Source organism: Mesorhizobium sp. M1C.F.Ca.ET.210.01.1.1, assembly GCF_004791585.1.
In the GTDB taxonomy this organism is placed as follows: Bacteria; Pseudomonadota; Alphaproteobacteria; order Rhizobiales; family Rhizobiaceae; genus Mesorhizobium.
Genome location: NZ_SRUU01000019.1, coordinates 1 through 12,263, shown reverse-complemented (window position 1 = coordinate 12,263; position 12,263 = coordinate 1). Strand labels below are relative to the sequence as shown.

Here is a 12,263-nt window from a genome sequence, read left to right as displayed (position 1 = left end):
AGCGCCACACACCGCCGGGCGCGTGATCGACGCTCTAACACGCTTTTGTGACGCATGATCGGTCACGGAATCGCTCCGATTCCCAAGGTCATGCGCTTAACCGGCTCAACTTATCCTCTGCCAGCCTTTTGCGACAGTTTCATTTCATCGATCTTGCAAACTCGCCGGTTATGATCCAGATGCAAACGTGCCGAACTGAAGGAGACGACGATGGCAGGCGGTTCCATTCCCCATTTCCAGAACGATGCGGGCCATCCGGTCATCGACATCGGCGTCCGGGAATTCATGTGCACCGGCGCCAACCCGCCCTTCGACCATCCGCATGTGTTCCTCGACATGGGCGACGACAATGAGAAGGTCTGCCCCTATTGCTCGACGCTCTACCGCTTTTCGCCGAAGCTGAAGCCGACGGAAACGCAGCCCGCCGGCTGCCTCTATATCGACCAGGCGGCCTGACCCGCCGATCGTGGATGACTGCTAGATCATGACTGAGGCGCGGTCCCGGCAGGTCGTCATCGCCGGGGCCGGTATCGCCGGGCTGACGGCAGCACTTGCCTTTGCCGGGCGCGGTAGCGCCGTCACGGTGCTGGAACAGGCCAGGCAGATCGAAGCCGCCGGCGCCGGGCTCCAGCTCTCTCCCAACGCGACCCGCATCTTGAGCCAGCTTGGCGCGCTCGACCGGTTGCGGCTGAGCGCGATCAGGCCGGAGGCGGTGGTGCTGAAGGACGCCGCCAGCTTGCGCGAGCTGGCGCGCGTGCCGCTGGGCCAGACCGGCGAGGACCGTTGGGGCGCGCCTTATCTGGTGGCGCACCGCGCCGACCTGCAGGCGGCGCTGACGTCGCGGATGGCGGAGCACCCCGAGATCCAGCTCGTCACCGGAGCGCGGGTGACCGACATTGCCGTCGCGCCGCAAAACATCGTCGTTACGGCGCAAACGGACGGCGGCGGCGCGAAGGCGGCCGGCGGCCTGCTGGTGGGCGCCGACGGTGTCTGGTCGTCGGTTCGATCGCAACTTGCCGGGGCACAGCCCGCTTTCGCCAACAGCCGTTTTTCCGGCGAGCTCGCCTGGCGCGCCACAGTGGCGGCGACAAGCGCCGCCGGCCAGGCCTTCACGGCGATCGGCGCCATCGACTGTGTCACCACTTTCCTCCATCCGGGCTTCCACATGGTCGCCTATCCGGTGAGCAAGGGCAGCGCCTTCAACCTGGCGGCCTTCACCAAGGGCGAGCGCATTGCCGAGGGCTGGTCGGGCCATGCTGATCCAGCCATTCTTGCCGGCGCCATGCGCGGCACAGCGCCGGCGCTGGCAAAGCTCGCCGCGCTTGCCGGGCCATGGACGGCGTTTCCGATCCATACCGTCGAGCAGCGGCGCTGGACGATGCCGGAGGGGGTGGCGCTCATCGGCGACGCCGCGCACGCCATGACGCCCTTCGCGGCGCAGGGTGCGGCGATGGGAATAGAGGACGCCGCGATGCTCGCCAATCTGGTTGCCGATTTCCCTGACGATCCGCGGCAAAGCCTAACCATCTGGGAGAATCTCAGGCGTCCGCGCGTTGAGAAGGTGCTCGGGCGCGGCGCGCTCAACAAGCTCGCCTGGCACGCCTGGGGCCCGGTCGCCATCGCGCGAAACCTGGTTCTGGCGACGCGGCCGGCGGAGAAGCTCGCTGCTGATCTGGACTGGCTTTACGGGTGGGAGGAGAGGAAGGTGGTGAGGCGGTAGGACGCCTTACGGGCGAGAAAGTTGAATAGGCTGGCGCGAAGGAACAAGGCGCCGGCAATTGTGCTATTGCGCGATCGCTAATTGTACAACCTCATCGACACCTCCAGCGACACCGGAAGCGGGTTCCACCAGCCGGTGCGCAGGCCGGCGGTGCGCAGTGCCGCTGCCGTCCAGGTGTTGCAGCCGATAAGCGCGTTGAAATGGCTGTTGGCCTCGTAGAAGCGGTCGAAGCTGGAATAGCCGGCATTGTCGATGGCGATCGGCCCCTCCGGCCCCTGGCGGAAGCTCGCCGCGATATAGTCGAGGAGCGCGGAGAAATGCTGCTCGTCAATGTCGAAGCCGGCGACATCGGGGTGCGCCTCGGCAATCGCGCCGACGATGTCGACATGCATCACCGAAGCATCGAGCGTGAGCGCCTTCAGGACAGGGACGGCCTTCAGCTCCGACCAAGTCGGCGTCTCCAGATAGAAGGCGCGGCCGCCCCAGCCGAAAACCAGGTAGCGCGCCGCCGGTGCATCGGCCGGCAGGCCGGCGTCCGCGAGAAAATGGAAGCGCCGGCGCACGCCGTCATCGACCGGTATCGCGATGTCGGTGTGGATCGGGTTCTTGAGCACCAGTATGTGCCGGGCGCCCTCGCCTCCGGCCATCGCCGCCGGCCAGAGCGGACGCGGCACCAACGTGCCGAGCGCCGCGGCAAGAAGCACCGCGGCAACCAGCATGGCCAGGAAGCGCCTGAGCTTTCTCATCACGGTGCTGCGGTTCCCGTTCAATCGAATTGCCCCTCAGCCGATCGCCCGGATAACAAAAAAGCCCGGCCGTTTCGCGGCCGGGCTCTTCAGGTCGGCGATCTGCCGCTCAGTGCAGGATCTGCGACAGGAACAGTTTCGTGCGCTCATGGCGCGGATGGTCGAAGAACTCGGCCGGCGTGTTCTGCTCGACGATCTGGCCCTGGTCCATGAAGATCACGCGGTTGGCGACCTTGCGGGCAAAGCCCATCTCGTGGGTGACGCAAAGCATGGTCATGCCCTCTTCGGCCAGGCCCACCATGGTCTCCAGCACTTCCTTGATCATTTCCGGATCAAGCGCCGAGGTCGGCTCGTCGAACAGCATGATGCGCGGGTTCATGCACAGCGAGCGGGCGATCGCCACGCGCTGCTGCTGGCCGCCGGAGAGCTGTCCGGGATACTTGTTGGCCTGTTCCGGGATCTTGACGCGCTTGAGGAAATGCATGGCGATTTCCTCCGCCTGCTTCTTCGGCGTCTTGCGCACCCAGATCGGCGCCAGCGTGCAGTTCTCCAGGATGGTGAGGTGCGGGAACAGGTTGAAGTGCTGGAACACCATGCCGACCTCGCGGCGCACTTCGTCGATCTTCTTCAGGTCGTTGGTCAGTTCCTTGCCGTCGACGATGATCTTGCCCTTCTGGTGCTCCTCCAACCGGTTGATGCAGCGGATCATGGTCGACTTGCCCGAGCCGGACGGGCCGCAGATGACGATGCGCTCGCCGCGCATCACCTTGAGGTTGATATCCTTCAGCACATGGAATTCGCCGTACCATTTATGCATGCCGACGATGTCGATGGCGACATCGGTGGTCGAGACATGCATCTTCTTGGCATCGACCTTGATGTCTTCCGCGCTGACGGCGTTTTCGGTGCTCATGGCCAATTCCCCTTTTATCGTTTGTAGCCGGTGTCGAGCCGGCGTTCGGTGTACATTGAATAGCGCGACATGCCGAAGCAGAACAGCCAGAATACGAAGGCGGCGAACACAAGGCCGGACTTCGCGGTCTGTGGCGTCGCCCAGTTGGCGTCGGCGAAGTTCTGCTTCACCACCCCGAGCAGGTCGAACATCGAGATGATGAGCACCAGGCTGGTGTCCTTGAACATGCCGATGAAGGTGTTGACGATGCCGGGAATGACCAGCTTCAACGCCTGCGGCAACACGATCAGGCCCATCTTCTGCCAATAGCCGAGGCCGAGCGAATCGGCGCCTTCATACTGACCCTTCGGGATCGCCTGAAGGCCGCCGCGCACCACCTCCGCCATATAGGCGGCGGCAAACAGCGACACGCCGATCAGCGCCCTGAGGAACTTGTCGAAGGTGACGCCCGCGGGAAGGAACAGAGGCAGCATGACACTGGCGAAGAACAGCACGGTGATCAACGGAATGCCGCGCACCGTCTCGATGAAGACGACGCAAAGCCATTTGATGATCGGCATCTTGGAGCGTCGGCCGAGCGCCAAAATCACGCCAAGCGGCAGCGATACGGCGATGCCGACGAAGGAGAGGCTGAGCGTCACCAACAGCCCGCCCCAGCGCGAAGTCTCGACATGCGGCAGACCGAACACGCCGCCGATGAGCAGGAAGAAGGCGACGATCGGCAGCATGAGGAAGAGCAGTATGGCGTTCAGCCCCTTGCGCGGCACCTTCGGGATCAGCATCGGCACCAAAAGCGCCACGAACAGGATGGCGACCAGGATCGGCCGCCAGCGCTCCTCGACCGGATAGGTGCCGAACATGAACTGGCCGAACTTGGCGTTGACGAAAGCCCAGCAGGCGCCGGTCCAGCCGTCGGGATGGATGCCGCCCTGCGAGGCGGTGGTGCACACCGTGCGATCCGGCCCTGTCCATTGCGCGTTGATCAACGCCCAGTTGATGACCTGCGGCAGGATCCAGGCAACGATGGCGATACCGAGAACGGTGAGGATGGTATCGCCAACCGAACCAACGAGGTTCTTGCGCACCCAGGCATAGGCGCCGCGTTCGGTGGGCGGCGCCGGTTGCGCCAGCGCCATCTCCGTGCGCACCCAGGACATGTCGTGTTCCTGCATGGCCCTACCTCTCCACCAGCGCCATTCTGGCGTTCACCACGTTCATCACCGCGGAGGTGATGAGGCTCAGCACCAGGTAGGCGATCATCATGATGAACACGCCCTCGACCGCCTGCCCGGTCTGGTTGAGCACCGTGCCGGCGGTGGCTGTCAGATCGGGATAGCCGATGGCGATCGCCAGCGACGAGTTCTTGGTGAGGTTCAGATACTGGCTGGTCAGCGGCGGGATGACGATACGCATCGCCTGCGGGATCACCACCAGGCGCAGGATCGGACCGGAACGCAGGCCAAGCGCGCCCGCGGCCTCGCTCTGGCCTTTGCTGACACCCTTGATGCCGGCGCGCACGATCTCGGCGATGAAAGCCGCCGTGTAGCAGGACAAAGCCAGATAGAGCGACAGGAACTCGGGCTTGATCTGGAATCCCCCGGTCAGGTTGAAGGTCGACTGCTTCGGGAAATCGAAGGTGAGCGGCATGCCGGCAAGCAGGAAGGCGAGCACGGGCAGACCGACGATCAGAGCCACCGATGTCCAGAAGACCGGAAACTGCTGACCGGTCGACATTTGCCGCTGGCGTGCCCGGTGCGCGACGAACCACGCCATGGCGAGGGCAACGATGAAAGCGACCAGAATGAGCCAGGAGCCGTCGCCCCAGATGGTGCGCGGAAAATAGAAGCCGCGCTGGTTGAGGAAGGAGCCGAACGGCAGGTGATAGCTCTCGCGCGGCGGCGGCAGCACCGCGAGCACGCCCGAATACCAGAAGAAGATGACCAGCAGCGGCGGGATATTGCGGAAGATCTCGACATAGACCGTGCAGATCTTGCGGATCAGCCAGTTATGAGACAGGCGTCCGATGCCGATGACGAATCCAATGATCGTAGCGGTGATGATACCGGCGACTGCAACGATGATCGTGTTGATGAGGCCAACCAGGAGCGCACGGCCATAGGTAGCGTCCGATGTGTAGGCAATCGGCGTGTCGGAGATGTCGAAACCGGCCCTGTTTCTGAGGAACTGGAAGCCTGAGGCGATGTGAAGGCGCTGGAGGTTCTCGATGACGTTGTTGACGATCCACCAGATCGAGGCGAACAGAAGAACCACCACCAGCGTCTGAAAGAACAGGCTGCGTATTTTCGGGTCATTGATGAAGGAGCCGCGACTCGGCTCCTCGCGAAGGATTTCCTGCGAAGCCATGGACAGTCCCCTGGAAAGAGAAACCGGGAGGCAGACGACCTGCCTCCCGGATCACGTTTCAATCAGCGGACAGGCGGACCATATTGCAGGCCACCCTTGGTCCACAGCGCGTTGATCCCTCGCGCGATCTTGAGCGGGCTGCCCGAGCCGACATTGCGCTCGAACATTTCACCGTAGTTGCCGACAGCCTTGACGATGTTGACGACCCAGTCATTGGACAGGCCGAGATCGGCGCCGTACTTGCCATCGGGTTCGGTGCCGAGCAGTCGCTGGATATTCGGGTCGGTCGAAGACTTCATCTCGTCGACATTGGCCTGCGTGATGCCGGCTTCCTCGGCGTTGAGCAGCGCGAAATACGTCCACCGCGCGATATGTGCCCATTGATCGTCGCCCTGGCGAACGGCCGGGCCGAGCGGCTCCTTGGAGATGATCTCGGGCAGCACGACGTGGTCGGCCGGCGAAGAGAGCGTCAGGCGGATGCCATAGAGGCCGGACTGGTCAGTGGTGTAAGCGTCGCAGCGGCCGGAGTCATAGGCGGCGTTGACCTCTTCCAGCTTCTCGAACACGACGGGGTTGTACTCCATCTTGTTCTTCTTGAAGTAGTCGGCGAGGTTGAGCTCCGTCGTGGTGCCGCTCTGCACGCAGACGGCGGCGCCCGAAAGCTGCAGCGCCGAGTTCACGCCCGGCAGCTTCTTGGCGTTGATCATGAAGCCCTGGCCGTCATAGTAGGTGACGCCGACGAAATCCAGGCCGAGCGCGCTGTCGCGGTTGCTCGTCCAGGTGGTGTTGCGCGAGAGGATATCGATCTCGCCCGACTGCAGGGCGGTGAAACGCTCCTTGGCGCTGAGCGGCGTGAACTTGACCTTGGAGCCGTCACCGAAGACGGCAGCCGCGACGGCGCGGCAGAAATCCGCATCGATTCCCTTCCAGTCGCCCTTGTCGTCCGGCGCCGAGAAGCCGGCGAGGCCAGTCGAGACGCCGCACTGGATGAACCCCTTCTGCTTGACGGTATCCAGCGTGCCGGCCGAAGCTGCCGACGCCATAAACCCGAGCGCGGCGGCGCCAAGAATGCCGATTGCAATGTGTTTCATGACCCACAGACCCTTTTCTGCTTTACAGGCGCCCCTGCTTCCCAGGCAGCCCTGATCTTTTTTCGTTCGTGAATGCAGCTCCCGCTTCGGCCCACTCCCGGACCCGCATCATACCGATGCACTGCCTCCCATTCACGAAACGCATCGAAGGCGATTATTCCTGTGAGGTCAAGGGAAATGACCGAATTGCGACGGGTTTGAAAACCGATTGCCGCAAATGCCCGAATTGCAGACAAAAGCGCCCGCGATTTGGTCAAGAGCTGCAACCGGAACCGGCAAATTCGCTCCCGTGAGCATCTGAACGTTACCTGAATCCTTGCCCGCCACTACTGTCGCCGGCAAAGGAAGGACTGACATGATTCATGGCTGAGCAAGGCGCGCCAGCGGCGTTCCGGCAGATATCCGCCGAAGGTCCGCAACGGGCGCGCACGATGAGCCGGAGAATCTTATGTTTGGCCCATCCAAACACCGTCGCTTGGCGGGCTCGGAGCGGTTGCGCGCCCGGTTCCGCCGCTCTATGGCTGGCTCCCGACATCCCACGACAGGCAACGGACATGGCGAAAAACGACAGCGAGATCGGCATCAACACGCGGCTTGCCCATTCCGGCAACAACCCGCGCGACTATTTCGGCTTCGTCAATCCGCCGGTCGTGCATGCCTCGACGGTGCTCTATCCAGACGCCGCCTCGATGGCCTCGCGCGGCCAGAAATACACCTACGGCACGCGCGGCACGCCGACCACGGATGCGCTCACGCTCGCCGTCGACGCATTGGAAGGGTCGGCCGGGACGATCGCGGTGCCGTCAGGCCTCGCGGCGGTGACCATTCCGCTCGTCACCTTCGTTTCGGCCGGCGACCACCTGCTGATCGTCGATTCCGTCTATCACCCGACGCGGAACTTCGCCGACACCATGCTGAAGCGCCTCGGCGTCGAGATCGAATATTACGATCCGCGAATCGGCGCCGGCATCGCCGCTCTGATCAAGCCGAACACCAAGGTGGTGTTCACGGAATCGCCGGGGTCGAACACCTATGAGGTGCAGGACATTCCCGCTATCGTGAAGGCGGCGCATGCCGCGGGCGCCATCGTCATGATGGACAACACCTGGGCGACGCCGCTCTATTTCAAGCCGCTCGATCACGGCGTCGACATCTCGATCCATGCGGCGACGAAATATCCGGCCGGCCACTCCGATGTGCTGCTCGGCACGGTCTCGGCCAATGAAGCGCATTGGAAGCGGCTCTATGAAGGGTTCTGCACGCTGGGCTGCTGTTCCGGGCCGGACGACGTCTACCAGGTGCTGCGCGGCCTGCGCACCATGGGGATCAGGCTCGAGCATCACCAGAAGAGCGCGCTTGAGATCGCGCGCTGGCTGGAGGGGCAGCCGGGCGTGGCGCAGGTGCTGCATCCGGCGCTGCCGAGCCACCCCGACCACGCGCTGTGGAAGCGTGACTTCTGCGGTTCGAGCGGCATCTTCTCAATCGTGCTCAAGGGCGGCGGGCAGAGGGAGCAGCACGCCTTCCTCGACGCGCTGACGATATTCGGCCTGGGCTATTCCTGGGGCGGCTATGAGAGCCTTGCCGTGCCGGTCTTCCTCGGCGACCGCACCATCGCCAAGGGCGACTATGCCGGGCCGCTGATCCGCCTGCAGATCGGGCTCGAGGACGTCGCGGATCTCAAGGCGGATATCATGCGCGGGCTCGCCGCCGCGGCCGGATGATGGGCTGAGCGCTTAACAAGCGGATTGCAAACACACGTAACGTCTTGGCGCTTTTGAGAAAGCCAAGGCCGCCGGCGACATGCCGCGCGGATTGCACCGCGCAATAATATTCTCTGTGGTTGCAATATTGCGGATTGGTTTGGCTTCCAATTCCGTGGCTTCGGCGGCATTGCGAGCAAACGCAATCCACCATTCGACAACTCAAGCTATTCGAACCGGACTTGCCATGGCGTTCCGCCTCTTCGTTCCAATCCTCGCCGGCGCCACGCTGCGTGAGCGTCTGCTTGCCTGCATCGGCGCAACCGTCGGCATCGCGCTGACCGGCTTGATCAGCGGGCTCGCCATGGGCAGTGGCCCGCATGTGGCGCTGCTGGTGGCGCCGATGGGCGCTTCGGCGGTGCTGCTCTTTGCCGTGCCGTCGAGCCCGCTGGCGCAGCCCTGGTCGATCATCGGCGGCAACACCATCTCGGCGCTGGTCGGCGTGACGGTGGCGCATTACGTGCACAGCCCGGTGATCGCCTCCGGGCTGGCGGTGGCGCTGGCCATCGCCGCCATGTCGTTCACGCGCTCGCTGCATCCGCCGGGCGGGGCTGCCGCCCTCACCGGCGTGCTCGGCGGGCCGGCCGTCGCCGCCGCCGGCTTCCTGTTTCCCTTCGTGCCGGTGGCGCTGAACTCGGTCATATTGGTCACGCTCGGCTTCCTCTTCCACAAGCTGTCGCGGCGCAACTATCCGCATGTGCATGTGCCGGCGGCCAGCAGCCACGGCACCGCCGACCGGCCGCCGGCGGAGCGCGTCGGCTTCCGGCCCGAGGATGTCGATGCCGCGCTTGCGGCGCTCGACGAGACTTTCGACATCGACCGCGAGGACATCGAAAGGCTGCTGCGCCAGGTCGAATTGCAGGCGATGGTGCGCGCGCAGCGCACGCTGCTTTGCCGGGACATCATGTCCCGCGACGTGATCTCGGTGCCGGAGAATGCCTCTGCCGAAGAGGCACGCAAGCAGCTTCTCGACCACAATATCCGCACCTTGCCGGTGGTCGACGCCGAGGCAAAACTGGTCGGCGCGGTCGGCCTGCGCGAGCTGACGGGCGCGACCGGCATGGTGAAGGAGGTGATGTCGAAGGCCGACACCGCCTCGCCCGACATGCCGGCGATGAGCCTGCTGCCGGTGCTGACCGACGGGCGCAGCCACGCGGTGGTGATCGTCGACGCCGGCCGGCATATCCTCGGCCTGATCACCCAGACCGACCTGCTGGCCGCCGCAGCGCGCATCCAGGCTGCAGACGGGGCGCCGCTGAAGGCTGTAGCATAGGCACCGAAAAGCCCGGGAACCTTTTGCCGGCAGGCGCATCCAATCCCAGGATGCAACACCTGCCGGGAGTCGTGGCGCAATGAGGAAGCCCGCACTGCAAGCTGCCGCTATCGCCGCGGCCGATGATGGCGACATGGCGCTGGTGCGCCGGGCGCTCGCACGCGAAGCGGGTGCCTTCCGCGCCATCATCAAGACGCACAACCAGCGACTCTACCGCATCGCGCGCGGCGTGGTGCGCAACGACGCCGAGGCCGAGGACATCGTGCAGGAAGCCTATATGCGCGCCTTCGCCAATCTCGAGGCCTTCCGCGGCGATGCCTCCTTGGCCACCTGGCTGTCGCGTATCGTCATCAACGAGGCGCTCGGCCGACTGCGCAAGAAAAAACGCATCGTGGCGATGCCCGAAAACCCGAAGGCACGGATCATCCGGTTTCCCTTGAACCCTAGCGACTTGAACTCAAGTGACTTGAACCCTGGCGACGATCCGGAGCGGACGATGGCGCAGCGACAGATCCTGGCACTTGTCGAACGGGCAACCGACAGCCTTCCCGACGTCTATCGCACCGTCTTCGTCGCCCGCGTCATCGAGGGCCTGAGCATCGAGGAAACCGCCGATCTGCTCGGTATCAGGCCGGAGACGGTGAAGACCAGGCTGCACCGGGCGCGCACGCTGGTGCGCAAGGCGCTGGACGACGAGATCGGCCCAGTGCTGCTCGACGCTTTTCCTTTCGCCGGGCGCCGGTGTGAGCGGTTGACGCAGGCGGTGATGAGAAGGCTGGGGTTCGAGGGCTGAGGCGCGTTCAGACGCGAAGCCCCGCGCTGAGGATAGGCATCGCCGCCATCCCTTCGCCCTAGGATGACGAATTGATGAGCTTTTCGGCCAATCTCCAACATGCAATCTCCAACATGTATGTCCCGCCACCTCTCCCGGGAGGTTTCGCCCCTCCCCGCATCCAATGGCAGTCAACACCAGATGAAGCCCGAAGCCCTCGTGCCGGGCGAAGGAGATGCCATGTTTATTCGACCGACCGCCGCCCTCGCCGCCTTCCTCCTTGTCAGCGCCGCACCGCTGGCCGAAGCCGCGGAAAAACCCACCGACCCGCAGATCGCCCATATCGCCTACACGGCCGGCACGCTCGACATCGAGGCGGCAAAGCTGGCGATCAAGAAGTCCAAGACCAAGGAAGTCGTCGACTTCGCCAAGGACATGGAGCGCGACCATGAGGCGGTGAACAGCCAGGCGCTCGCCCTGGTGAAGAAGCTGAAGGTGACGCCGGAGGACAACGCCACCAGCCAGGCGCTGACCAAGGCAGCGAAGGAGGAGCGCGCCAAGCTGGCGAAGCTCAAGGGCGCCGCCTTCGACAAGGCCTATATCGAGAACGAGGTGGCCTATCACAAGCAGGTCGACGGCGCGCTCGAAACGCTGCTCATCCCGTCGGCCAGCAATGCCGAGCTGAAGAGCCTGCTGGAGACCGGCCTCAAGATCTTCCAGGGGCATGAGCAGCACGCCGAACACGTCGCCGGCGCGCTGAAATGAGGGCCGGCCTGCTTTCGCTTCCGGTCGCGCTGGCGCTGGCGCTGATCGCCTCGCCGGTGCTCGCCGCCACGATCGAGGTGACGATCGACAGACTGGTGTTCTCGCCGGCAAGCGTTGAGGCCAAGGTCGGCGACACGATCGAGTGGGTGAACAAGGATGCGTTCGCCCACACCGCCACGGTGAAGGGAGGCTGGGAGGTGATGATTCCGCCGAAGTCGAAGGGCAGGATCACGCTCAAGGCAGCAGGAGCGGTCGACTATTTCTGCCGCTTCCACCCCAACATGAAGGGTCATGTGGAGGTTTCGCCCTGACCCGCCGCCCGGTCGAGCTGCAGCGAGGCGCACCGCGCCTCGCCTCGACGGGTGGCATGCGCCCATGAGCCGCCATAGGCCGCTTCACGCCGCTCGATCCAGGCGCTGAGCCCTTCGCCTAGGTCGGCGGTCGGGGCCATGCGGGCGAACTGCTCGGCCTCGACCAGCAGGCCCTCGGCTATGCTCAAGTTGATGCCGCGCGCCACGGCTGTGAGGATGCCCGCCACCGCTGCTTGCGAATGGCGGATGATGCGCTGCGCGAGATCGAGAGCGGCCGGCATCAGGTCCGCATGCGGCACGACCTGGTTGACCAGGCCGAGCTCCAGCGCCCGCGCGGGCGAAAACGGCTCGCCGGTCAACAGCAGCTCGAGCGCCCGCTTGCGCCCGGCTAGAGCGGTTCAGCTTTTGACAGAATCGAAGAGGGATTGAACGAAGCCGCTGACGCGGCATTTGGCGGGTCGGTTTGCGGTTGAGGCTTCTGTTTTGAAGGATTGCGGCTGTTGAAGCGCAATCTTGGAACAGGAGCACTGAGATGGCCGAGTTGAGCC

12 protein-coding genes and 1 pseudogene are annotated in these 12,263 nt (G+C 64.2%); 7 read left to right on the top strand and 6 right to left on the bottom strand.

Features of this window, described 5'->3' with window-relative positions; genetic code table 11:
- The first annotated feature begins 210 nt into the window (after positions 1 to 210).
- Complete coding sequence (locus tag EN853_RS20775) at positions 211 to 456, top strand: zinc-finger domain-containing protein (protein ID WP_127861401.1); 246 nt, start codon at positions 211 to 213, stop codon at positions 454 to 456.
- A 28-nt stretch (positions 457 to 484) separates the two neighbouring features.
- On the top strand, positions 485 to 1,720 hold the full coding sequence (locus EN853_RS20770; protein WP_127861402.1) for an FAD-dependent monooxygenase: 1,236 nt from the start codon (positions 485 to 487) through the stop codon (positions 1,718 to 1,720).
- 77 nt (positions 1,721 to 1,797) lie between these two features.
- On the opposite strand, the gene EN853_RS20765 is transcribed toward EN853_RS20770, so the two are convergent.
- The 5 genes from EN853_RS20765 to EN853_RS20745 form a co-directional block, all read right to left on the bottom strand.
- On the bottom strand, positions 1,798 to 2,466 hold the full coding sequence (locus tag EN853_RS20765) for a TIGR02117 family protein (protein WP_127861403.1): 669 nt from the start codon (positions 2,464 to 2,466) through the stop codon (positions 1,798 to 1,800).
- Positions 2,467 to 2,575: 109 nt separating this feature from the next.
- Complete coding sequence (locus EN853_RS20760; RefSeq protein WP_126084530.1) at positions 2,576 to 3,379, bottom strand: amino acid ABC transporter ATP-binding protein; 804 nt, start codon at positions 3,377 to 3,379, stop codon at positions 2,576 to 2,578.
- Between the two features lie 14 nt (positions 3,380 to 3,393).
- Positions 3,394 to 4,551, bottom strand: a complete 1,158-nt coding sequence (locus EN853_RS20755) for an amino acid ABC transporter permease (RefSeq protein ID WP_127861404.1) — start codon at positions 4,549 to 4,551, stop codon at positions 3,394 to 3,396.
- Positions 4,552 to 4,555: 4 nt separating this feature from the next.
- The gene (locus EN853_RS20750; RefSeq protein ID WP_127861405.1) at positions 4,556 to 5,743 is read right to left on the bottom strand and encodes an amino acid ABC transporter permease; all 1,188 of its coding nucleotides are present in this window, start codon (positions 5,741 to 5,743) and stop codon (positions 4,556 to 4,558) included.
- A 62-nt stretch (positions 5,744 to 5,805) separates the two neighbouring features.
- Positions 5,806 to 6,834 carry an amino acid ABC transporter substrate-binding protein gene (locus EN853_RS20745; protein WP_127861406.1) on the bottom strand — a complete coding sequence of 343 codons (1,029 nt, stop codon included), beginning with the start codon at positions 6,832 to 6,834 and terminating at the stop codon, positions 5,806 to 5,808.
- A 554-nt stretch (positions 6,835 to 7,388) separates the two neighbouring features.
- Here EN853_RS20745 and EN853_RS20740 point away from each other — a divergent pair.
- The 5 genes from EN853_RS20740 (at position 7,389) to EN853_RS20720 (ending at position 11,715) form a co-directional block, all read left to right on the top strand.
- On the top strand, positions 7,389 to 8,555 hold the full coding sequence (locus tag EN853_RS20740; protein WP_127861407.1) for a cystathionine beta-lyase: 1,167 nt from the start codon (positions 7,389 to 7,391) through the stop codon (positions 8,553 to 8,555).
- 226 nt (positions 8,556 to 8,781) lie between these two features.
- Positions 8,782 to 9,867, top strand: coding sequence for an HPP family protein (locus EN853_RS20735; protein ID WP_127861408.1), 1,086 nt, complete (start codon positions 8,782 to 8,784; stop codon positions 9,865 to 9,867).
- A gap of 79 nt (positions 9,868 to 9,946) precedes the next feature.
- Entirely contained in the window at positions 9,947 to 10,660 is a 714-nt protein-coding gene (locus EN853_RS20730; protein ID WP_127861409.1) for an RNA polymerase sigma factor, read from the top strand.
- Positions 10,661 to 10,879: 219 nt separating this feature from the next.
- The gene (locus EN853_RS20725; RefSeq protein ID WP_127861410.1) at positions 10,880 to 11,404 is read left to right on the top strand and encodes a DUF4142 domain-containing protein; all 525 of its coding nucleotides are present in this window, start codon (positions 10,880 to 10,882) and stop codon (positions 11,402 to 11,404) included.
- Positions 11,401 to 11,715 carry a cupredoxin family copper-binding protein gene (locus EN853_RS20720; RefSeq protein WP_127861411.1) on the top strand — a complete coding sequence of 105 codons (315 nt, stop codon included), beginning with the start codon at positions 11,401 to 11,403 and terminating at the stop codon, positions 11,713 to 11,715. The genes EN853_RS20725 and EN853_RS20720 overlap by 4 nt, the downstream gene beginning before the upstream one ends.
- Here the strand turns inward: EN853_RS20720 and EN853_RS20715 are convergent.
- Positions 11,694 to 12,107 (bottom strand): annotated as a pseudogene (locus EN853_RS20715) (enoyl-CoA hydratase-related protein); the annotation flags it as partial. The gene EN853_RS20720 and the pseudogene EN853_RS20715 overlap by 22 nt on opposite strands.
- Positions 12,108 to 12,263 lie beyond the last annotated feature (156 nt).

Bases quoted from the DNA above. Each gene is read 5' to 3' on its own strand.
- EN853_RS20775 (WP_127861401.1), top strand. From the start codon at position 211: ATGGCAGGCGGTTCCATTCCCCATTTCCAGAACGATGCGGGCCATCCG.
- EN853_RS20770 (WP_127861402.1), top strand. From the start codon at position 485: ATGACTGAGGCGCGGTCCCGGCAGGTCGTCATCGCCGGGGCCGGTATC.
- EN853_RS20765 (WP_127861403.1), bottom strand. From the start codon at position 2,466: ATGAGAAAGCTCAGGCGCTTCCTGGCCATGCTGGTTGCCGCGGTGCTT.
- EN853_RS20760 (WP_126084530.1), bottom strand. From the start codon at position 3,379: ATGAGCACCGAAAACGCCGTCAGCGCGGAAGACATCAAGGTCGATGCC.
- EN853_RS20755 (WP_127861404.1), bottom strand. From the start codon at position 4,551: ATGCAGGAACACGACATGTCCTGGGTGCGCACGGAGATGGCGCTGGCG.
- EN853_RS20750 (WP_127861405.1), bottom strand. From the start codon at position 5,743: ATGGCTTCGCAGGAAATCCTTCGCGAGGAGCCGAGTCGCGGCTCCTTC.
- EN853_RS20745 (WP_127861406.1), bottom strand. From the start codon at position 6,834: ATGAAACACATTGCAATCGGCATTCTTGGCGCCGCCGCGCTCGGGTTT.
- EN853_RS20740 (WP_127861407.1), top strand. From the start codon at position 7,389: ATGGCGAAAAACGACAGCGAGATCGGCATCAACACGCGGCTTGCCCAT.
- EN853_RS20735 (WP_127861408.1), top strand. From the start codon at position 8,782: ATGGCGTTCCGCCTCTTCGTTCCAATCCTCGCCGGCGCCACGCTGCGT.
- EN853_RS20730 (WP_127861409.1), top strand. From the start codon at position 9,947: ATGAGGAAGCCCGCACTGCAAGCTGCCGCTATCGCCGCGGCCGATGAT.
- EN853_RS20725 (WP_127861410.1), top strand. From the start codon at position 10,880: ATGTTTATTCGACCGACCGCCGCCCTCGCCGCCTTCCTCCTTGTCAGC.
- EN853_RS20720 (WP_127861411.1), top strand. From the start codon at position 11,401: ATGAGGGCCGGCCTGCTTTCGCTTCCGGTCGCGCTGGCGCTGGCGCTG.